We start from the raw sequence: 21,269 nt of genomic DNA, 5'->3' as shown, positions 1-21,269 counted from the left end.
CAATCCTTCCAGAGAGCGCTCTCACACCCCTCGACGCCGTATCCGGAAGGAACCCCCCACATGAGACGGAGCCTGAGGGCGCTCGCCGCCCTGACCCTCGCGGCGTTCGCCGCCGGCCCGGTTTCCCCCGCCTCGGCCGCGCCCCCCGCTCCCGCCCCCGCCCCGGCGCCGGACCTCGCCCCCGCGATGCTGTCGGCGCTGCAGCGCGACCTGCACCTCACCGCCGACCAGGCGCGGGCCCGGCTGGCCGCCGAGGCCGCCGCCCCGGCGGTCGAGACGAAGCTGCGGGCGACGCTCGGCGACACGTTCGGCGGCGCCTGGCTCGACGGCGACGGTGGCGCGCTGATCGTCGGGATCACCGACCCCGCCCGTGCCGCCGCCGTCCGCGCCGCCGGGGCCGAGCCGCGCGTGGTCGGGCGCAGCGAGCGGCAGCTGACCGCGGCCAAGTCCGCGCTGGACCGCGGGGCCGGCAGCGCCACCCGCCGGGTGCACGCCTGGTACGTCGACGTCGCCACCAACAGCGTCGTCGTTACCGCCGAGCGGCCCGCCGACGCCACGGCCTTCATCCGGGCCAGCGGTGCCGCCGCCGCCCTGGTGCGGACCGTCGCCGCGACCGAGGCCCCGCGACCGCTGTACGACGTGCGCGGCGGCGACCAGTACGTCATCAACGGCAACACGCTCTGCTCGGTCGGGTTCTCCGTCGTCGGCGGCTTCGTCACCGCGGGCCACTGCGGCGGCGTGGGCAGCGGCACCGCCGGCTACAACGGCGTCGGCCAGGGCACCGTGCGTGGCTCGTCCTTCCCCGGCAACGACTACGGCTGGGTGCAGGTCAACTCGAACTGGACGCCGCAGCCGTGGGTGAACAACTACTCCGGCGGCAACGTCGCGGTCGCCGGCTCGCAGGAGGCCGCCGTGAACAGCTCGGTGTGCCGGTCGGGCCGCACCACGGGCTGGCGGTGCGGCGTGATCCAGGCCAAGAACGTCACCGTCAACTACGCGCAGGGCGCGGTCTACGGCCTGACCCAGAGCAACGCCTGCGCCGAGGGCGGCGACTCCGGCGGCGCCTGGATCTCCGGAAACCAGGCGCAGGGCGTCACCTCCGGCGGCTCCGGCAACTGCAGCACCGGCGGGACGATGTTCTTCCAGCCGGTCAACGAGATCCTCGGCGCGTACGGGCTGTCGCTGGTCACCACCGGCGGCGGCAGCACCAGCCGGATCATCGGCTACGCCGACAAGTGCATCGACGTGCCCAACTCCAACGCCGTCGACGGCGCCGCGCTGCAGCTGTGGGAGTGCAACGGCACCGCCGCGCAGGCCTGGACGTTCCCCGGCGACGGCACCGTGCGCGCGTTCGGGATGTGCATGGACGTCGCCTGGGGCTCGACCGCCCCCGGCGCGACCATCCAGCTCGCAAACTGCAGCGGCAACCCGGCGCAGCAGTTCGTGCTCACCGCCGCCGGCGACCTGGTCAACCCGCAGGCCAACAAGTGCGTCGACGTCAAGGACTGGAGCTCGGCCAACGGCGCGCGGCTGATCACCTGGGACTGCACCGGCGGCGCCAACCAGAAGTGGCGGCGCGGCTGAGCGTTCGCTGTGGCGGGCCGTGGAAGGTCACCGGGAAGACCTTCCACGGCCCGTTGCCGCATGGCCGCACCCCGCGCGGGTACGTCGGGGCATGGCCGACGATTCGCGGTTGCGGGAACGCTCGGCGCGGGAGGTCCTCGACGACCACCTGCGCCTCTCCGACGAGCGGCGCTTCGACGATGACATCGCGCGCAACTGCGCGCCGGACTGCGTCGTGCTCACCGGCCGCGGCGTGTACCGCGGCCACGACGGGCTGCGGACGCTGGCACGGGCGCTCGCCGAGGAGGTCCCCAGTGGCGTGTGGCAGTATCCGACCCGGCTCGCCGAAGGGCGGATGGCGTTCATCGAGTGGACCGTCGAATCCGACGAGGCGATTGTCAACGACGGGGCCGACTCGTTCGTCATCGAGAACGGCCTGATCGTCTACCAGACGATTCACTACACGGTGCTCGACCGCTCCGGCCGGGTCATCGTGCGCGCCGACGGCACCCGCCCCGGCTGAGAGCGACGCCGCCGCTCACCGGCGCCTCCGCTCACCGGCGTCTCCGCTCACCGGCGTCTCAGCGCCCCGGAACGCCGCTGAAGCCAGTAACCGGCGGCGGCCAGCGCGATCACGGTGTCCTGGGCGACCAACGCGGCGGGCAGCCCGAGCAGCCGGGTCCGGCGCGCCCCCTCGGCGTACGGGGAGGCGCCGGGCACGGCGAGCGTCACGTTGGAGGGGCCGTACCGGACGACCGGCAGCAACGCCGCCACCGTGGTCGCCAGCCGACGCTCCCGCGGACCCGTCCGCGTCAACAGCCAGAGCATCAACCCCCCGTCGAGGGCCGCGCTCACCACCTCGTTCACCCCGTGCCAGCGGGCGTGCGGCCCGTACCCCGGCCCGAAGGTGTGGCTCCGGTTCCAGTCCGCGGCGCCCTGCCCGAACGTCATGGCCAGGGCACTGGCGATGAGCAGCCGACGCCCGAGCGCGGCGGACGGGTTCACCGCGGTGGCCCGGAGCGGCGCGGCCGCGGATCACCGGCCCGGGCCCCGACGCCGCCGACGGTCTCCCGCCGCCCGACGCCCCGCCCGTGGTAGACGCCGGGTCCGGGATCGCCCGGGTCCGACAGGTCGGCGTCGATCGGCCGGCCGCCGGGTTCGGCGACCCCGGCATCGCGTAACGCCGTCACGAGTTCGTCGCGCCCCATCCGGTCGGCGCCCGGCAGCCCCGCGCCGTGCGCGATGGCGCGCAGGGTGGCCAGGTCCTGATCCGCGTACGACTCCGCCATGCCGGCGGGGTTCCCGTGAGCCGGGGGCGAAAACCTCGGGTCCGATCGACTCCACGTGGGGTGGCGCGGCCCGGCTGTGGGTATACGGCCGGTTATGCCGATGGTGTCTGGTTCCGCGGAGTCGTACTGGATGGATTCGACCGCCGCCACGTCGTTCCCGGCGCTCGCCGGCGAGCTCGACGTCGACGTGGCCGTGATCGGCGGCGGGATCGCGGGCCTGTGCGCGGCGTGGGAGCTGACCCGCGCGGGCCAGCGGGTGGCCGTCCTGGAAGCCGACCGCGTCGCCGCCGGCGTCACCGGCTACACCACCGCGAAGCTCACCGCGCAGCACGGCCTGATCTACGCGCATCTGCGCTCCACGTTCGACGCCGAGACCGCCCGGCTGCACGCCGCCGCGCAGCTCGACGCGATCGAACACGTCGCGACCACGGCCGAGCAGCTGGGCGTCGACTGCGACCTGGAGCGGCTGCCCGCCTACACGTACGTGACCTCGCCGGAGCGGGTGGACGAGATCCGCGCGGAGGTCGAGGCCGCGGCGGAGGCGGGCCTGCCGGCCACGCTGGTCACCGGCACGGACCTGCCGTACGCGGTCGCGGCGGCGATCCGCGTCGAGCGGCAGGCGCAGTTCCATCCCCGGCGCTACCTGCTCGCGCTCGCCGCCGATCTCGCCGCCCGCGGCGGGCAGATCTTCGAACGGACGCGGGTCGTCGATCTGGACGAGGGCGACCCGTGCCGGCTGACGACCGAGTCCGGCGCCACCGTCCGGGCCCGCGACGTCGTGGTCGCCACCCACTACCCGATCTTCGACCGCGCCGGCCTCTTCACCCGGCTGGTGCCGCGCCGCGAGCTCGTGGTGGCCGCCGTCATCGACGCCGACCGCGACCCCGGCGGCATGTACCTGACAACCGAGCAGAACACCCGCTCGGTGCGGACCGCGCCGTACGGGGACGGCCGGCGGCTGCTGATCGTCACGGGCGAGCACTTCAAGCCGGGCACACCCGGCGTCCAGCGGCGGTTCGAGACCCTGGCCGCGTGGACCCGGGACCGCTTCGGCGTCGACTCCCTGGCCTACCACTGGGCCGCCCAGGACAACACCACCGCCGACCGGATGCCGTACGTCGGGCCCCTGCACCTCGGCGCCGACCACGTCTACGTGGCGACCGGCTTCAACGCCTGGGGCATGAGCAACGGGGTGATGGCGGCCCGGCTGCTCGCGGCGCTGATCGACGGGCGCGAGCTGCCCTGGGCCCGGCTGTACGACCCGCGTCGTCTGCACCCCGTCGCCGAGGGTCCCGCGTTCGTGAAGGCCAATCTCTCGGTCGCCCGCCGCTTCGTCGGCGACCGCATCCGGCCCACCAGCCACGCCGACTCCCCCGCCGACCTGGCGCCCGGGGCCGGCGCCGTGATCCGGGTCGAGGGGCGGCGGTGCGCGGTCTACCGGGACGAGGCCGGGGCGCTGCACGCGGTCTCGGCCACCTGCACGCACCTGGGGTGCGTGGTGGCGTTCAACGACGCCGAGCGCACCTGGGACTGCCCCTGCCACGGCTCCCGGTTCGGCGTGGACGGCAGCGTGCTGCAGGGACCGGCGACCGAGCCGTTGCCGCCGCGGTCGCTGGGTGACGAGTAGTCAGTCGAGGAGCACCTCGGCGGGTTCCCGGTCCGGACGCAGTCCCCGCCAGGAGGCGTGCCGTAGTCGCCGCTCCGGCGTCCAGGTCCGGAAGGTCACCTCGCCGACCCTGTCCGGCTCCACCCAGACCGCGTCGCGGGCGTGCTCCCGCGGCACCGCTTCGGCGAACGGCGCGTCGGGCCGCACCCGGAGCTGCCGCCGGAGTTCAACGAGCGCGGCGTGGGTGAACCCGGTGCCGACGTGGCCGACGTAGCGCAGCCCGCCGTCGGGGTCGTACATCCCCAGCAGCAGCGACCCGATCAGCCCGGTACGCCGACCACCGCCCGGCTTGTAGCCGCCGATCACCACCTCCACGGTGGTGTTGAGCGGCACCTTGATCCAGGAGGCCGAGCGGCGGCCGGGCTGGTACGGCGAGTCGAGCCGCTTGGCCACCACGCCCTCCAGCCCCAGCTCGCCGGCCGCGGCCAGCAGGTCCGTACTCGCCTGCTCACCCGTCCAGTGCGGCGGCACGTCCACCGGCCCGGCCGGCAGCTCCAGCTCCTCCAGCACCGCCCGCCGCCGCTGGTACGGCTGCGCCATCGTCGTCTCGGCGCCGAGCTGCAGCACGTCGAAGAGGTACAGCCGGACCGGCACGGCGCGCAGCAGCGTACGGCCCGGCGCGGTGACGTGCATCCGGCGCTGCAGCAGCGAGAACGACGGGCGGCCCGCCTCGTCCAACGCGACGATCTCGCCGTCCAGCAGCAGGGGGCCGGCCAGCCGGCCGGCCCACGCCACCAACTCCGGATAGCTGGCGTTGACAGCGCGGCCGTTGCGGCTGATCACCTGCACCGTGCCGTCAGCCACGGCGACGATCGCCCGGACCCCGTCCCACTTGAACTCGAAGCCCCAGCCGGCACCCGACGGCAGCGCGCCGGCGGTCGCCAGCATCGGCTGGACGACCGGCACCGTCGACGGGGATCCCACGCCATGATCGTGATCCGGCCGGCGGCGCCGCCGCCGGCTTATCGATCAAGTTGACGTCGGGTCACCCGATCGAGCGGTCAGCCCCGCTCGGGCACCGCCATCTCGCCCAGCAGCGACCAGTCGTCCTGCGGGATCGTGAAGTTGACGATCCGGGGCGTCTCGGCCAGGTGCGGCGGCAGCGTCTGCTGCGCCTTGCGGAAGTGCTCGGACTGTACGTGCGCGGCGCCCGCCTCGCCGTCCCGGAACGCCTCGACCAGCACGTACTCGGTCGGGTCCTCGATGCTGCGCGACCAGTCGAACCACATGCAGCCGGGCTCGGCGCGGGTCGCCCGGGTGAACTCGTCGGCGATCTGCGGCCACTGGTCGGCGTGCTCCGGCAGCACCCGGAACTTCGCGGTAATGAAGATCATGTCCGGCTCTCTTGTCGGTCCGATGGACGAATATCGCCCGATTACTCCGGAACAAATCGTAGTACGGCCTGCTCACCACCATGACTGACGCCTGGCCGCGGTTCGCGCGCTGCGGGCTGCGCCGATGCCGCTCCTGCGGTGGGTCATCGACGGCACCGTCTTCGTCCACCCTCGCCCGCTGCCCCTCGGCGCGCTTCACCCGCAGCAGCGGACCGTCCCCGACCGTAACCAGCGAGTCCTGATTGGACGGACGACATGAGTGGTTTCCCGCATTTGTCGTCAGGGGCCGCGCGCCGCGCAACCCCGCTGCTAGCTTGCGTCACGAACGACGACCGCGACGGCGCGCGTCCGGGGAGATGCCATGCACGTCATGCTGGCCTGGTACGCGCAGACGACACTGCCGGAGAGCGTACGGCGATCCGCGCGCGAGCGCTGCGAGGCGCTGCTGGGCGAGGTGGTGCCGGCGACGTTCCGGCGGCACGAGTTCGGGGGCGACGACTGGGGTGTCACGGTGCTGCACCCCGGCGACGCGGGGGCGTACCGCTGGTCGACGGTCGCCACCGCCGGTCCGACCACCGCCGTCTCGCTCGGGCTGCCGGTCGGGCTCGACGTGACCGGCGGCCCGGCGGCGCTCGCCCGGCGGCTGCTGGCCGGCGAGGACGTGCACCGCGAGGTGGTGCCGCCGTTCGGGCTGCTGGCGCTCGACGGCGACCGTCGCTTCGCCCTGCAGCAGGACTGGCTCGGCATGTGCCGGGTCTTCACCGGCACGGCGGGCGGCGTGACCGCCTTCTGCACCCGGCCGAGTCCGCTCGCCGCGTTTCTGCACGGCGACATCCGGCCCGACCTCGACGGGTGGGCCTCGTACACCCTCTGCGGGCACTTCGGCGGCGACCGATCGCCGGTCGCCGGCACCCGACTGCTCCGCCCGGGTGAGCGGGTGACCGGCCGCCGCCGCGACGGCGGCGGCTGGGACGTCACCACCGCGACCGGGTACAGCACCGACGACGTCGTGATGAGCGGCTTCACCGCGCAGGGACGACGCGTCGACGATCTACTGGATGGCGCGGCCGCGTCGCTCACCGCGACCGCCGCCAGTGTCGCCCGGCTGTACCGGGACGAGATCACGCTCGGGCTCTCCGGCGGCAAGGACTCCCGGCTCATCGCGGCGTCGCTGATCGCCGCCGGCCATCCGCCCCGGTTCGCCACCAACGAGGACTCCCCGGCGGAGGGCGAGGTGGCGCGGGAGCTCGTGCGGATCCTGCGGGACTCCCGTGGCCTGCGGGTCGACCACCGGCTCTGGCGCGCCGGCGCGCCCGCGAACGTGCTGGCGGTGGGTCTGCGCGAACGGACGCGTCGGCTGCAACGGCTGCACGACTTCCAGTTCCCCTCCAGCTACCTCACCCGGCGCGCCGTCGCTCCGATGCTCAGCGACGAGCCCCGCACGGCCTCCTTCACCGGCGCCGCCGGCGAGCTCGCCACCGGCTACTGGTATCCCCCGGACGAGGGCGCGGCGCCCTCGCCGGAACAGGCCGGCAAGGCGCGGCTGCTGGCGGCGGTGCCGGGCGCGGCGGCCGCCGGGGGCGTGGTCGCCGCCGAGCGGGACCGGATCACCGCCGTGCTCGGGCACGCCCGCGACATCGGCCTGGCCGACCTGCACCTCGTCGACTACCTGTACCTGGTCGAGCGGATGCGGCGATGGTGCACCTCGGCGGCGGTCACCGGGATGGTCACACCGTTCCTCGCGCCGGGGTTCGTCGCCGCCACCTTCGCGTTGACACCGCGGCAGAAGCGCGACCGGGCGCTGCACACCGCGCTGATCGCCCGGTTGGCGCCGGAGTGGGCCGAGGTGCCGTACGTGAGCGCCGCGACCGGCCCCAGCACGGCGGCGCGGGTGTGGGAGGGCGACGGCGTCGAGACGATCGCGGATCTGCTGGACACCGCGCAGGGCACGATGACCGGGTTCATCGCGCGACCGGCGGTGGAGAAGGCGCTGCGGACGGCGGCGCGGGGTGGCCGACCGGACCCGCGGACGCTGGCGCAGTTCACCTGGCTGGCGCTCGCCTCGCACCAGCTGGACCCCGCCTCCGTCCGCCCCTCCACGGCTGCCACGTACGCCCGGATCACCGCGTCGCCACCACCGCCCCGCCGCCGCCCGGTGATCAGCCGACTGCGCTGGATCCGGCGGACCCGGCTCGGCGACCGGCTCTGGGTGGAGGTTCGCAAGCGGGTCCGCGCGCGGTAGTCCCGCCCGTCCCGTCCCGGCGCCGGATGCGGTCAGGCCGGCGTGCCGGTCACCGTCAGCTTCCGCTGCCGCCCGACGTTGTCGAACGACCCGAAGCCGACCCGCCCGGAGCCGAACGTGGTGTCCCTGGCGGTCATCAACGGGTCCCTGCCGCCGTCGACGTAGACCGCGATCTCGCCGGTGGCGGGCAGGTGCACCACCCGCACCTTGTGCCAGTCGGCGTCGACGACCGCGGGGTTCGCGCCGCGGGACCGTCCGTTCCACTGGTGGTCGATGCGCTGCCGATCGGCGTTGTCCACCTTGAAGATGCCGTTGTGCGGGTAGATCGTGTTGTCGGTGGAGAGGTGCGCGTAGTAGAACTCGGTGTCCGAACGCCAGCCGAAGACGATGATGACGTCCCGGTTGCTGACCTCGACCGGCGTGTCGAGCCGGACCCGCGCCTCGATCTCCACCGACGACCACCGCGGTCCCGCGCTCAGCACGGCGTACTCGAACGGCCGCCGGGGTCCCGGCCGGCTGACGCCCGGCTCGGCGAGGATCACCTCGTCCTTGCCGAACCGCCACTTCGACGGCGTGACCGGCGCCCAGTTCCGGGCGCCCGTGGTCCGGTGAAAGCGGGTGTCGCCGACGTCGCCGGCGGCGAAGGCGCGGGTGCCGGTCACCTTCCAGACCTTGCCGTTGGCCTTGGCGAGCAGGTAGAGCTCGCCGCCGGCGTCGGTGCCGAAGCGCAGGTCGACGCGCTCGGGGTCGCCGGGGGCGCCGGGCGCGGAGAGGTCCTGCATCCGGACCGGGTTGCCGGCGGCGTCGAAGAGCGCGAGCCGGTGGATCGGCGCCAGCCCCCGGCCGCGCCGCATCTCGTGCGCCTCGGTGTACAGGACCCGGCCGTCGACGAGGTCACCGAAGACGTACTTGCCGCGCAGCGCGGGCAGGCCGTGGCCCCGGTAGACGAATCCGCCGGCCACCGCGACCCCCACGTCGGAGGTGCAGTTCCAGCCGGGCGCCGGGTCGTGGTCGTACGCCGCCACCGGGTACGTGTAGCCGAAGCGCGCGTCGTCGGCGGGCAGCGGCAGCAGCTTCGCGCACGGGTCCGTGGCCGCCCGGTCGAAGACGAACGAACCCTCCCGCTCGCTCCAGCCGAAGTTGTCGCCGGCGCGGACCTCGTAGATCGCCTCGATGGCGTGCTCGCCGATGTGGCCGAGGTACATCCGGCCCGTGACGCGGTCCCAGCTGAACCGGTGCGGGTCGCGGAGGCCCACCGCGTAGATCTCGCCGAGCGCGCCGGACCGCCCGACGAACGGGTTCGACGGCGGGATGCCGTATCGGCCGTTGCCGGAGTTGGCGCCGCGGGGGTCGATCCGCAGCAGCTTGCCGTGCGGCATGGCCAGGTTCTGCGGGTCGGTGTTGCGCACGCCCAGGCCGCCGTCGCCGACGGCGAGGTAGAGCAGGCCGTAGTCGGCGTCGCCGGCCTTCGCCGTGGGGTTGAAGTTGATCTCCTGGACGCCGTGGATCTGGCCGCCGAAGCCGATGCGCAGCACCTCGCGCTGTGTGCCGGCGAAGGTGTCGGCGGCCGGTTCGCTCGCGGTCCACTCGGTGAGGACGCCGTGGTAGATCGTGTTGGCCTGCGCGTAGTCGGGGACGTTGGTGGTCGCCGACGCCGCCTCGGTGTGCAGGGTGTAGAAGCGGCCGTTGGCGCCGAACTCCGGGTGGAAGGCGACGTACCCGAAGCCCTGGCCGAGGCCGCGGCCGGAGAAGAACCGCGGCGCGAACGCCGCGGCCACGTCGAGGTAGACGTGCGGCACGCCGCCCTCGACGAGGTACAGGTTGCCGTTGAGGTCGGGCACGGCGCGGCGCCCGGAGCCGTCCGGCAGCTCCATGATCGTGTTGATCCGGGCGGTCCGCATCAGCCGCCGGTCGACCGGCGCCGGGTTGGGGGATGACTGGGGGAAGCTGGCGTACTCGGAGAGGACCAGCCCGAGCCGGGACTGGCTCGGCATCTCCGGGACGGGGTCGTGGACCGGCTCGCCCGCCCGGGCGGGCGCCGCGACCAGGGTGGACAGGGCGACGGCGACGGCCGCCAGCCCCGCGGTCAGGGGCGATCTGCGGATGGTGCGCACGTTTCTCCTTCCAGGGTGGGGTGCCGAGGGTCGTCAGCGGGTCTGGTAGCGGTACTGGTTTTGCACCTGCCTCGCCGAGAGGGCGGTGTCGAGGAACATCAGGGCGTCCATCCGGCAGTCGCACGGGTTGCGTTCCAGGGTGTTCTGCGGGAAGCTGCCGCCGATCTTGATGCCGCGCGGGTCGGAGGCGGTGGTCACGTGCGGCCCCGGCCCCGACACCAGCCACGGGTCGTCGGTGCGGGTGTAGAAGCCGTCCACCGGCCGGCCGTTGCGGTACAGCGCCATGGCACCGGTGCCGAAGTCGAAGGTGGCGGCGAGGTGCACCCACTCCCCCTTCGGCAGCAACGTCCGCCAGTCCCGGCTGGCCGCGAAGGTCTGCGAGTTGCCACCGTCGAGCCGCCGGCCGAGCGCGACCAGGCGCAGCTCCCCGTTCACGTCGATGAGTTCGAGCAGCGCGCGCACGCCGTGGCCGTCGGAGTCGCCGGTCAGCACGCCGGCCAGCCCGATGGCGTTGAACCGGTCGGCGGGGTCGGCGGTGCTGGAGTTGAGCGCGGGCGCGTCCATCTCCAGCTTGAACCAGCCCATCACCGTGGTGCCCGCGACGCCGCTGAACGGGCGCAGCGTGCGTACCCCGCCCGCCGAGTAGATGCCCGCCTTCCAGTCGTCGTTGCCGGTCTGCGCGGGGTTGACCTGGCCGGTCCGCAGCGCGTGGCCGGCCCCTCGGTAGGCGCGGTCGGGCACCCGCATGGCGGCACCGCCGTTGGTGAGCTCGATCTCGGTGCCGGAGCGCCCGCGGTCGCGTTCGAGCGCGGGGTCGCCGGGCACGGGATGGTCGAAGTCGTAGTAGGCGACCAGGTGCGGGCGCAGCTGCGGGTGGACGTCGCGCGGCCCGGTCGGGGCGGCCTGCGCCGGCGGCGCTCCGGCGCCGGTCAGCGCGCCGAGCGCCACCAGCGCGGCCGTCGCGACGGCGGCGGGTCCGGTTCTGGTCATCGCGTACCTCGGTTCGTGTCCGCGCCTCCGGTAACCGCTTTCCCACATCGGTCGCGGGCCGGCCCGGAGTGCGATGGGCCCAGCCGCCCTATCGTGATCCGGCACGGTGCGACCGGACCACGGTCTCGGCGGCCGAGTCGAGTGTGGACCTGTCGAATAGCGACGGACGCGCTAGGAAAGCGCTTTCGCAACCTATGCCGCGTGCGACGTCGATGGCAATAGCTGGATGAGATGACATCGACGGCACGCCGACCGTCGAGGGCAGTTGTTCGCACCACTCCGCGACATCGAAATGTGTTGCGGGCACGGATGCCGGCCGGGGCGGCGACGGTCCTACCGTCGGGCAACGCCGGCCCCGTGCCACCCCTGCCGCGCCGGCACGTCGAAGGAGGGCTCATGAGGTTCCTCGTCCGCGTCGCGGCAGCCGCCGCGGCGACGCTGCTGGTGGCGGTCTCCACCGCGACCCCTGCCCGGGCCGCCACCCCGTACACCAAGACGCCGGTCTCCGGCTCCCTCACCCGCTACAACGTCTCCCGCGTCCACGTCGCCGGCGTCTCCTCCGGCGGCTACCTCGCCACCCAGCTCCAGGTCGCCTACTCCGGGCGCATCCGCGGCGCGGCGATCGTCGCCGCCGGCCCCTACTACTGCGCCCAGAACAACGCGAGCCAGGCGCTCTACGGGTGCATGGACAACATCTGGCCGACCTACCTCAGCACCCTGCAGTCGAACACCAGGACGTGGGCGTCCTACGGCTGGATCGACCCCGTCGCAAACCTCTCCGGCCAACCGGTCCACGTGTTCCACGGCAACAGCGACACCACCATCAAGAAGTCCGTCACCGACGATCTGGTCCGTTACTACCAGCACTTCGGCGCCGGCGTGCAGTACGACAGCGGCTCCTCGGCCGGCCACGGCTGGGTCACCCCGTACGGCACCAACTCCTGCTCGGCGACCGCGTCGCCGTACCTGAACAACTGCGGCACCGACCCGCAGAACGCGATGCTGCGCAAGCTGTTCGGCTCGGTCAACGCCCCGAACACCGGGCCGCTCGGCGGCACGCTCATCCGGTTCAACCAGAACACGTTCGCCACGAACGGTTACGCCAACGGGCTGAGCATGGACGCCAGCGGGTTCGCGTACGTGCCGGCGTCATGCGCCGCGGGCCAGTCGTGCCGACTGCTGGTCGCGCTGCACGGCTGCCAGCAGGGGTACGCCGCGGTCGGCACGGCCTTCGTCGACCGGGCAAACCTCAACCAGTACGCCGACACCAACACCACGATCGTGCTGTATCCGCAGGCGATCGCGTCCGGCGTCAACCCCAACGGCTGCTGGGACTGGTGGGGCTACCTCGGCGGGACGAACTATCCGATCAAGGGAGGCCCGCAGGTCGAGACCATCATGAACATGGTCAGGAAGGTCGCCGACTGACCACGCGCGCCGCGGTGACCCGACCGGGCATCGCGGCGGGGCGTGCCGTCCGCCGCGACCGCCCGGTGGCGCTCACGCCTGATCGGTGGCGGACCCGCCCGTCGCCGTTCCGGTCCGGGCGGCGGCGTGCCGGGCGGCGCGGTAGCCGAAGACGACCGCGGGCGCGATGGTGGAGCCGGGGCCGGGGTAGGTGCGGCCCATCACCGACGCGGTCGTGTTGCCGGCGGCGTACAGGCCGGGGATGGGCGTGCCCCCGGTGTCGAGGACCCGGGCGTCGGCGTCGGTGAGCAGCCCGCCCTTTGTGCCGAGGTCGCCGGGGACCAGCTGCACGGCGGTGAACGGCCCCTTCTCCAGCGGCCCGAGGTTGGGGTTCGGCTTGACGCGCGGGTCGCCGTAGTAGTTGTCGTAGGCGGTGCGGCCGCGGCCGAAGTCGGAGTCGACGCCGGCGCGGGCGAAGCCGTTGAACCGATCGACGGTGGCGCGCAGCCGCGACGGCTCCATCCCGAGGACCGCGGCGAGCTCCTCGATCGTGTCCGCCGAACGCACCGTGCCGGCGGCCCTGAGCTTCTTGGTGCCCTGCATGAAGGCGTTGAACAGGTATCGGCGGCGGTGCCGGGCGTCGACGATCAGCCAGCTCGGGATCGCCGGCACGCTCGTGTGCCGCTCCAACATCGCGTGCCCGACGTCGATGTAGCTGGCCGACTCGTTCATGTACCGGTCACCGGCGGAGTCCACGATGACGCTGAACGGCATCGACCGCTCCGACAGCACGAACTGGCTGCCGCCGTCCGGCATCGGCACCGACAGCCCCCACCACGCGTCGTCCATCAGGGACAGTTGCGCACCGATCGCCTCGGCGATGCGGATGGGCTCGCCGAGGTCGCCCTCGGCGGCCGAGCTGTACCCGGCGACGCCGTGATGCCGCTGGCGCCACTCGGCGTTGCGGGCGAAGCCGCCGGCGGCGAGCACGACGCCGCGCGCCGCGCGGATGCGGATCGTACGCCCGTCCGGGCCCGCGACCACGGCACCGGTCACGCCGCCGGCGGCGTCGATGACGAGCTCGCGCAACGGCGTTTCGAGGAGAACCTCCACGCCCTGCCGCATGAGGATGGCCATGAGGTTCGCGGTCAGCCCGCCGCCGATGCCGTAGAGCCGCTTGCCGCGGATCAGGCCGCCGAGGGTGCGGAACACGAACCGCGCGCCGCGGACGAACCCGCTCGGGGTCGACCAGGCCCGCGACAGCAGCCACACGTCGTCGGTTTTCAGCGGCGCCGGGATGCTGTCACGGCCCCGGAAGGTGGCGAACCGGTCATCGAGCCGGCGGGCGTCGAACGGCTCCGCCTCGATGCCGCGGCCGACCATGCCGCCGGGACGGTCCGGGTAGTAGTCCGGGTAGTCCTTGGCGACCGCCCACCGCACGCCGAGGCGCTCGAGAAACCGGTAGACCTCCGGCACCGTCTCCACGAAGGCGCGCCGTCGTTCCGGTGAGCTGGCCGGACCGGCGTCGCCGATGGCCGCGGCCATGTACGTCAGCGCCTTGTCGACGGAGTCCTCGAGCCCCAACTCGGCCATTGCGGGATGCGTCGGCATCCACAGCCCGCCGCCGCTGAGCGCCGTGGTGCCGCCCCACTTGCCGGTGCTCTCCACGATGAGCGTGCGTTGCCCGCCGTCGGCGGCGGCGATCGCCGCGGTCATGCCGGCCGCCCCGGTGCCGACCACCAGCACGTCGACCTCGCGGTCCCAGGATTCCGTCATGGTGGGCTCCATTCAACCGGACACCCCCGTCCGGTTCGGTGTACGCTAGCACCGTGCCAGGTGCGCGTCGAGAAAATCGTGGCCGCAACGCCGCGGCGGCGAACCGCCGGGCGTTGCTGGGCGCCGCCCGCAAGCACTTCGCCACCGACGGGTTCGCCGCCTCACTCACCGCGATCGCCCGGCAGGCCGGCGTCGGCCAGGGCAGTCTCTACCGGCACTTCCCGGACCGGATCAGCCTGGCCGTGGCGGTGTTCGACGACAACGTCGCCCAACTGGAGGCTTTCGCCGCGCGACCGGAGGCGTCCCTGCGCGACGTGCTCGAGCTGCTCACCGAGCAGACGGTGGCGTCGGTCGCGTTCATCGACATGCTGCGCGCGTCGGACGACGATTCGCGACTGCGCGCCATCCTCGACCGGGTGACCGACGCGCTGGACCGGAAGCTGGGCGGCGCGCGACGCGACGGCGACGTACACGACTCGGTGACCGCCGGGCACCTGCTGCTGGCGATCGAGATGGTGGCCGCGCTGGTGGCCAAGGCGCCCGCGCCGAGCCGGCGCGACCTGGCCGACCGGGCGTGGGCGATGCTGCGCCCGTCGATCTTCCGCTGACGTCACGACCAGAAACCCTCAGGAGGCTGTCATGAAGGTGGCAGGCAAGATACTCGTGGTCACCGGCGCCGGCAGCGGCATCGGTCGGGCCGTGACGCTGGAGGCGGTGCGCCGCGGGGCGACCGTGGCCGCCGTCGACCTCAACGCCACGACGCTCGCCGAGACCGCCGATCTGGCCGCCGCCGACGGCCGCGTCTGGACCCATGCGCTGGACATCACCGACCGGGCGGCCGTGGAGGCGCTGCCCGGGCAGGTGACCGAACGGCACGGCGCCGTCGACGGGCTGGTGCACTGCGCCGGGATCATCCAGCCCTTCGCGAAACTGCGGGATCTCGACTACGCCGCGATCGAACGGGTCTTCGCGGTCAACTGGTCCGGGACCCTGTACCTGACCAAGACGTTTCTGCCGCCGCTGCTCGCCCGGCCCGAGGCGCACATCGTCAACGTGGCGAGCATGGGCGGCTTCCTGCCCGTACCCGGCCAGACGATCTACGGCGCGTCGAAGGCGGCGGTCAAGCTGCTCACCGAGGGCCTGCACGCCGAGTGCGCCGGCACCAACGTCCGCGTCACCGTGGTCTTCCCCGGTGCCGTCGCCACCAACATCACCGCCAATTCCGGTGTGGCGATCCCGGGGGCCGACGGCCGGGCGGCGGCGCGGACGCAGAAGATCACCAGCCCGGCGCGCGCGGCCCGCGACATCCTGGACGGCGTGGAGCGCGACGCGTACCGGGTGCTGGTCGGCCGGGACGCGAAGCTGATGGACCTGCTCTACCGCGCCGACCCGCGTCGCGCCGCCAGCCTGATCGCGAACAAGATGAAGGATCTCCTGCGCGGGTGACCGTTCGCCTACCGGCGGCCGAGCGGTGAGCCAGAACACAATCTTGCCGCTACGGAAAACTTGCAAAGTTGGCAACAAAACCCGAGTGTTAGAGGCATGACCTCGGAGCCGGGCCTGCGCGAGCGCAAAAAGGCCGCGACGCGGGCGGCGCTGAGCCACGCGGCGTGGACGCTGCTGCTCGAGCACGGACTGGACGCGGTGACGCCGGAGACGATCGCCGAGGCGGCCGACGTGTCGCCGCGAACCTTCCGCAACTACTTCGCCAGCCGCGAAGAGGCGATCGTCGACGCGTTGGCGCAGCGCTACGTGACGCTCGCCGACAAGATCGGCGCCCGGCCGGCCGGCGAGACGGTGTGGAACTCCCTCGAGGCGGTGCTCTGCGCGGAGGTCCCCGAGGTGGTGGGCGACCGCGACAAGCTCGCCGTGCTGATGCGGGTCATGACGGAGAGCCCGGCGCTGCGAGCCCAGCTGCTGCTCGTGACGCAACACCTGAGCGACGTCATGGCCCGGGTCATCGCCGCGCGCACCGGCACCGATGCCGAGCGGGATCTTCGCCCGCGCCTGCTGGCCGACGCGGTCGGAACCGCGATCGGCACGTCGGTCGGCTTCTGGGCCCGCACCGGCACCGACACCCCGCTGTCCGAGCTGATCCGCGACTGTCTGGCGCAGCTGCGCGCCGGGCTGCCCATCGGGGCCACCGCGCCGGCCGACTGACCACATCCGCTAGTCAGCCGTCCGCCGCCGCACGCGGCGGACAGACGATTCCGCACGTCTTTGAACAGGAGATCTCCGATGGCTTCGTTGCTCTACCGGCTGGGCCGGTTCTCGTTCCGCCGGCGCTGGCTGGTCACCGGCGCGTGGCTGGCCGTGCTGGTGGCCACGCTCATCGGGGCGGCGACGCTGTCCAAGCCGACCTCCGGCGCGTTCAGCATCCCCGGCACCCCGGCGCAGCGCGCCATCGACCTGCTCGGCGAGCGGTTCCCGCAGGCCTCGGCCGGCGGCGCCACCGCCCGGATCGTCTTCGCCGCACCCGACGGGCACACCCTCGCCGAGCCCGACAGCAAGGCCGCCATCGCACGCGCCGTCGCCGAGCTGTCCCAGTCGCCGCAGATCGCCGCGGTGACCGATCCGTTCGCCACCCGGGCGGTCAACCAGGCCGGCACCGTCGGCTACGCCCAGGCCACCTACACCGTGGCGCCGATCGCGCTGACCGACGCCGCCCGCGACGCACTCGACGCCGCCGTCGACAACGCCCGCGACGCCGGGCTCACCGTCGAGGTCGGCGGGGACGCGTTGCAGGCCGCCCCGCACGCCGGCGTCGCCGAGGTGATCGGCCTGATCATCGCCATGTTCGTACTGGTCATCACGTTCGGCTCGCTGGTCGCGGCCGGCCTGCCACTGGTCACCGCCATCCTCGGCGTCGGTATCGGGATCGCCGCGATCACCGCCGCCACCCACTTCTTCGACCTCTCCTCGACCACGTCGACGCTGGCGATGATGCTCGGCCTGGCGGTGGCGATCGACTACGCGCTGTTCATCGTCTCCCGCTACCGGCACGAGCTCGCGGTGGGCCGCGACCCGGTCGAGGCGGCCGGCCGCGCGGTCGGCACCGCCGGCTCCGCCGTCGTCTTCGCCGGCCTGACCGTCATGATCGCCCTTGCGGGCCTGGCCGTCGTCGGCATTCCGTTCCTGACCCAGATGGGCGTGGCCGCCGCCGGCACCGTCGGCGTCGCGGTGCTGATCGCCCTGACCCTGCTGCCCGCCCTGCTCGGCTTCGCCGGCCGCCGCATCACCGCCGGGCGGGTGCCGGGCCTACGCGACCGGGACCCCGAGGGCGACAGCGCCACGCCCACCCTGGGCACCCGCTGGGTCCGGGCCATCGTGCGCCGCCCGGTCGCCGCGCTGCTCACCGCCGTGGTCGGCCTGGGCGTGGTCGCCATTCCCGCGATGGAGCTGCGCCTGGGTATGCCCGACGACGGCAACGCCGCCCCGGACACCACCCAGCGCAAGGCGTACGACCTGCTCGCCGCCGGCTTCGGCCCCGGCTTCAACGCCCCGCTGACCGTCGTGGTCGACGCGCCCGCCGGGACGGTGCAGAGCGCCGCCGACCAGACGGCGCAGCGCATCCGCGCGCTGGCCGACGTCGCGGTGGTCGCGCCCGCGATGACCAACCCGGCCGGCGACACCGCGATCCTCACCGTCATCCCGGTCACCGCGCCGGACGATGCCGCCACCGAGGAGCTCGTGCACGCGATCCGCGACCTCGACGCCCCCGCCGGAGCGAGCGTCGGCGTCACCGGCACCACCGCGATCAACATCGACATCTCCGAGAAGCTCGCCGACGCGCTGCTGCCGTACCTGGCGCTGGTGGTCGGCCTGGCGTTCGTCCTGCTGGCCCTGGTGTTCCGGTCGCTGCTGGTGCCGCTCAAGGCGACCGTCGGCTTCCTGCTCAGCGTCGCGGCCACCTTCGGCGCCGTCGTGGCGGTCTTCCAGTGGGGCTGGCTGGCCGAGCTGCTGGGCGTACAGCAGACCGGACCGATCATCAGCTTCCTGCCCATCCTGCTGATCGGGATCGTGTTCGGCCTCGCCATGGACTACCAGGTCTTCCTGGTCACCCGGATGCGCGAGGACTACGTCCACGGCGCCGCGGCCCGCGACGCGGTCGTCACCGGCTTCGGCCACGGCGCCCGCGTCGTCACCGCCGCCGCGCTCATCATGATGAGTGTCTTCTTCGGCTTCGTCTTCTCGCCCGAGTCGATCATCAAGTCGGTCGGCTTCGGCCTGGGCATCGCCGTGCTCTTCGACGCCATCATCGTGCGCATGGTGCTGGTGCCGGCCGTGATGACCCTGCTCGGCCGCGCCGCCTGGTGGCTGCCCCGCTGGCTCGACCGGGCGATGCCCAACGTCGATGTCGAGGGCGAGAAGCTGCTGCACCACCTCGAGCAGACGGCGCCGGAGTCGGGTGCGACCACCCGGGAGCCGGAGCCCGCGCTGCGCTGATCCCCCGATCGCCGGGTCGCCACCGCCGTACCGCGGCGGTGGCGGCCCGGCGATCGGCTTCGCACGGCCCCCGCGCTGCCCGACGCGGGGCAGCGCGGCGAACGGTGCCGATGCGAGGATGCGCACCATGAGCGGCGGTCTTCTGCTGTCCCTTGTCGCGCTCGCGATCGTGGACAGCACCAGCATCGGCACGCTGTTCATCCCGGTGTGGCTGCTGCTGGCGCCGGGCCGGATCGGGGTCGGCCGGTTCCTCGGCTATCTGGCGACGATCGCCGCGTTCTACTTCGTTGTGGGGGCGGTGCTGACGCTCGGCGGCGTCGGGGTGGCCGGCGCGCTGGACGACGTGACCGCGAGCCGCTGGCTGCTGTTCGCACAGTTGGCGGTGGGGCTGGCGCTGTTCGCGCTAAGTTTCTGGGTGGAGGCGCGCCGGAACCGGGCCACCGCCGCGATCCTGCGTTTGCGGGACCGGGCCCCGGCCGGGGCGGCAGGGTCCGGTGGGCTGGTCGGGCTGGCGCTGATGGCCGCGCTCGCCGAGGTCGCCACGATGCTGCCGTACCTCGGGGCCATCGGGATGATGACCACCGCGGAGCTGAGCTGGTGGCTGCTGCTGCCGCTGCTCGCCGGGTACTGCGTCGTGATGGTCCTGCCGGCGCTGGCCCTCCTCGCGCTCCGGCTCGTCGGTCGCGGCTGGATCGACACGGTGCTCCAGCGCATGAACGCCTGGGTGGTCGCCAAGGGCAGCGGCGTGCTGAGCTGGGTGCTGGGCATCGCCGGATTCCTCGTCGCCCGCGACGCCGCCGCCCGGCTGTGGTTCCCCCAGCTCCTGGGCGGCGCCTGACGGCGGGTCGTGCCCCGCCGCGGTCAACCCGGATCGCGAGGAACGGGACGCGGCTACGCGATGATCGTCCTGCGCAGCTCCCGCTTGAGCACCTTGTGGCTCGGCCCGAGCGGCAGCGCCTCCACGAACCGCACCTGCCGCGGGTACTTGTGCCGCCCCAGGTGCTCCTTCGCCCAGTCGATCAGCTCCTCGGCGCTCGGTCTCGGCGTTCCGGCGTCCGCGACCACCACCGCGCAGATCTCCTCCCCGTGCACCTCGTGCGGCACGCCGATCACCGCCACCTGGGCCACGGCCGGATGCCGCGCCAGCGCCTCCTCCACCTCACGCGGGTAGACGTTGAAGCCGCCTCGGATGATCAGGTCCTTCTTGCGATCGACGATCGTGATGAAGCCCTCGGCGTCCTTGAAACCCAGGTCACCGCTGCGGAACCAGCCGTCCACGATGGCCTGCTCGGTCGCCTCGGGGCGGCCGAGGTAGCCGCTGAACACGTTGTGGCCACGGATCACGATCTCGCCGAGCTCCCCCGTCGGCACCAGCTCGATGCGGTCCTCGACCTCGGCGTGCGCGATCTCCACATCAACGCCCCAGATCGCGTGACCGACGGTGCCGGCGCGGGTGCCGAAGTGCGGCTGGTTCACCGAGGCGGTCGGCGAGGTCTCGGACAGGCCGTAGCCCTCGAAGATGGTCGCCGAGTACACCCGGTTGAACCGCTCCAGCACGACGACCGGCAGCGCGGCGCCACCGGAGATCGCCAGCCGCAGCCGCGGCAGCCGTTCCCGTCCGGCCGCCGCCTCGAGCAGCGCGAGGTACATGGTGGGCACCCCGTGGAACACGTCCACGTTCTCGGTCAGCATCAGCTCCACCGCCGCCTCACCCGTGAACCGCGGCAGCAGCACCAGCGTGGCGCCGACCCGGAAGGTCGTGTTCATGCTGACCGTCTGTCCGAAGGTGTGGAACAGCGGCAGGCAGCCCAGCACGACATCGGTGGTACGCGCGTCGTTGGCGTCGAACGCGTTCACGGTCGCGTTCATGACCAGGTTGAGGTGGCTGAGCAGCGCTCCCTTCGGCTCCCCCGTGGTGCCGCTGGTGTAGAAGACGACCGCCGGGTCGTCGGGCGAGCGGGTGGCGTGGATCGGCAGCGGCGGCACGCCCGCGGCGACGTCCTCCAGCCGCGTCACGCCGTCCAGGCCCGCCCCGGCCGGGACCGGGCCGACGGTCGCCACCGGAAGACCCGCCTTCGCCGCCGCCCCGGCCGCCACCGCGTACTGGCTGGTGTGGCAGACCACCAGATCCGCGCCGCTGTCCTTCAGCACGTACGCCATCTCGTCGGCGGTCAGGAGCAGATGGACGGGGACGACGACGGCGCCGGTCGCGAGGATGCCGTAGTACGCGCGGGGGAAGTCCACGACGTTCGGCGCGACCAGCGCGACGGTGGACCCGGGACCGATCCGCAGCGCCTGCAGGCCGGCGGCGAGCGTACGCGCCTGCGCCCAGAGGTCGGCGTAGCTGACCCGGACGGCCCCGTCGACGACGGCGACCTTCTCCGGATACCGGCGGGCAGATTCGGCCAGGACACTGGCCAACGAAAGGCTACTCATGGCGGT

The 21,269-nt window shown here is 73.1% G+C and carries 18 protein-coding genes; 10 read left to right on the top strand and 8 right to left on the bottom strand.

Annotation, left to right across the window (positions count from 1 at the left end; all coding sequences use genetic code 11):
* The first annotated feature begins 60 nt into the window (after positions 1 to 60).
* Positions 61 to 1,584: a ricin-type beta-trefoil lectin domain protein gene (locus tag BLW47_RS17565; RefSeq protein WP_091558546.1), complete on the top strand. Its 1,524-nt coding sequence runs from the start codon at positions 61 to 63 to the stop codon at positions 1,582 to 1,584.
* A gap of 91 nt (positions 1,585 to 1,675) precedes the next feature.
* Entirely contained in the window at positions 1,676 to 2,086 is a 411-nt protein-coding gene (locus BLW47_RS17560; protein ID WP_091558542.1) for a nuclear transport factor 2 family protein, read from the top strand.
* A gap of 47 nt (positions 2,087 to 2,133) precedes the next feature.
* On the opposite strand, the gene BLW47_RS17555 is transcribed toward BLW47_RS17560, so the two are convergent.
* Together BLW47_RS17555 and BLW47_RS17550 are read right to left on the bottom strand one after the other, a co-directional pair.
* On the bottom strand, positions 2,134 to 2,568 hold the full coding sequence (locus BLW47_RS17555) for a hypothetical protein (RefSeq protein WP_091558537.1): 435 nt from the start codon (positions 2,566 to 2,568) through the stop codon (positions 2,134 to 2,136).
* Positions 2,565 to 2,852, bottom strand: a complete 288-nt coding sequence (locus tag BLW47_RS17550) for a hypothetical protein (protein WP_091558534.1) — start codon at positions 2,850 to 2,852, stop codon at positions 2,565 to 2,567. Before BLW47_RS17550 ends, BLW47_RS17555 begins: the two co-directional genes overlap by 4 nt.
* 100 nt (positions 2,853 to 2,952) lie before the next feature.
* Between BLW47_RS17550 and BLW47_RS17545 the strand changes: the two genes are divergently transcribed.
* On the top strand, positions 2,953 to 4,479 hold the full coding sequence (locus tag BLW47_RS17545) for an FAD-dependent oxidoreductase (protein ID WP_217634877.1): 1,527 nt from the start codon (positions 2,953 to 2,955) through the stop codon (positions 4,477 to 4,479).
* On the opposite strand, the gene ligD is transcribed toward BLW47_RS17545, so the two are convergent.
* Complete coding sequence (ligD, locus tag BLW47_RS17540) at positions 4,480 to 5,442, bottom strand: non-homologous end-joining DNA ligase (RefSeq protein ID WP_245736718.1); 963 nt, start codon at positions 5,440 to 5,442, stop codon at positions 4,480 to 4,482.
* Between the two features lie 77 nt (positions 5,443 to 5,519).
* The gene (locus BLW47_RS17535) at positions 5,520 to 5,852 is read right to left on the bottom strand and encodes a putative quinol monooxygenase (protein ID WP_091558526.1); all 333 of its coding nucleotides are present in this window, start codon (positions 5,850 to 5,852) and stop codon (positions 5,520 to 5,522) included.
* A gap of 361 nt (positions 5,853 to 6,213) precedes the next feature.
* On the opposite strand from BLW47_RS17535, the gene BLW47_RS17530 reads away from it, so the two are divergent.
* On the top strand, positions 6,214 to 8,094 hold the full coding sequence (locus BLW47_RS17530; RefSeq protein ID WP_091558522.1) for a hypothetical protein: 1,881 nt from the start codon (positions 6,214 to 6,216) through the stop codon (positions 8,092 to 8,094).
* A gap of 32 nt (positions 8,095 to 8,126) precedes the next feature.
* Here the strand turns inward: BLW47_RS17530 and BLW47_RS17525 are convergent, their stop codons facing one another.
* Together BLW47_RS17525 and BLW47_RS17520 are read right to left on the bottom strand one after the other, a co-directional pair.
* Entirely contained in the window at positions 8,127 to 10,208 is a 2,082-nt protein-coding gene (locus BLW47_RS17525; protein WP_091558520.1) for a PQQ-dependent sugar dehydrogenase, read from the bottom strand.
* Between the two features lie 33 nt (positions 10,209 to 10,241).
* On the bottom strand, positions 10,242 to 11,198 hold the full coding sequence (locus BLW47_RS17520) for a LamG-like jellyroll fold domain-containing protein (protein ID WP_091558517.1): 957 nt from the start codon (positions 11,196 to 11,198) through the stop codon (positions 10,242 to 10,244).
* Positions 11,199 to 11,594: 396 nt separating this feature from the next.
* Here BLW47_RS17520 and BLW47_RS17515 point away from each other — a divergent pair, with 396 nt between their 5' ends.
* Complete coding sequence (locus BLW47_RS17515; RefSeq protein WP_245736717.1) at positions 11,595 to 12,626, top strand: extracellular catalytic domain type 2 short-chain-length polyhydroxyalkanoate depolymerase; 1,032 nt, start codon at positions 11,595 to 11,597, stop codon at positions 12,624 to 12,626.
* Between the two features lie 72 nt (positions 12,627 to 12,698).
* Here BLW47_RS17515 and BLW47_RS17510 read toward each other — a convergent pair whose 3' ends face one another.
* Positions 12,699 to 14,381, bottom strand: coding sequence for an FAD-dependent oxidoreductase (locus BLW47_RS17510; RefSeq protein ID WP_091558824.1), 1,683 nt, complete (start codon positions 14,379 to 14,381; stop codon positions 12,699 to 12,701).
* A gap of 53 nt (positions 14,382 to 14,434) precedes the next feature.
* Here BLW47_RS17510 and BLW47_RS17505 point away from each other — a divergent pair, with 53 nt between their 5' ends.
* The 5 genes from BLW47_RS17505 (at position 14,435) to BLW47_RS17485 (ending at position 19,665) form a co-directional block, all read left to right on the top strand.
* The gene (locus BLW47_RS17505; protein ID WP_245736716.1) at positions 14,435 to 14,989 is read left to right on the top strand and encodes a TetR family transcriptional regulator; all 555 of its coding nucleotides are present in this window, start codon (positions 14,435 to 14,437) and stop codon (positions 14,987 to 14,989) included.
* 31 nt (positions 14,990 to 15,020) lie between these two features.
* On the top strand, positions 15,021 to 15,827 hold the full coding sequence (locus BLW47_RS17500; protein ID WP_091558507.1) for an SDR family NAD(P)-dependent oxidoreductase: 807 nt from the start codon (positions 15,021 to 15,023) through the stop codon (positions 15,825 to 15,827).
* A gap of 96 nt (positions 15,828 to 15,923) precedes the next feature.
* Positions 15,924 to 16,541, top strand: a complete 618-nt coding sequence (locus BLW47_RS17495) for a TetR/AcrR family transcriptional regulator (RefSeq protein ID WP_091558504.1) — start codon at positions 15,924 to 15,926, stop codon at positions 16,539 to 16,541.
* 78 nt (positions 16,542 to 16,619) lie between these two features.
* The gene (locus BLW47_RS17490; RefSeq protein ID WP_091558501.1) at positions 16,620 to 18,827 is read left to right on the top strand and encodes an MMPL family transporter; all 2,208 of its coding nucleotides are present in this window, start codon (positions 16,620 to 16,622) and stop codon (positions 18,825 to 18,827) included.
* A 127-nt stretch (positions 18,828 to 18,954) separates the two neighbouring features.
* Positions 18,955 to 19,665, top strand: a complete 711-nt coding sequence (locus BLW47_RS17485; protein ID WP_091558821.1) for a GAP family protein — start codon at positions 18,955 to 18,957, stop codon at positions 19,663 to 19,665.
* Between the two features lie 53 nt (positions 19,666 to 19,718).
* Here the strand turns inward: BLW47_RS17485 and BLW47_RS17480 are convergent, their stop codons facing one another.
* Positions 19,719 to 21,263, bottom strand: coding sequence for a long-chain-fatty-acid--CoA ligase (locus BLW47_RS17480; protein WP_091558497.1), 1,545 nt, complete (start codon positions 21,261 to 21,263; stop codon positions 19,719 to 19,721).
* Positions 21,264 to 21,269: the final 6 nt, after the last annotated feature.

The organism is Micromonospora pattaloongensis (assembly GCF_900107255.1).
In the GTDB taxonomy this organism is placed as follows: domain Bacteria; phylum Actinomycetota; class Actinomycetes; order Mycobacteriales; family Micromonosporaceae; genus Micromonospora_I; species Micromonospora_I pattaloongensis.
This window is presented reverse-complemented; position numbering and strand designations above follow the sequence as displayed.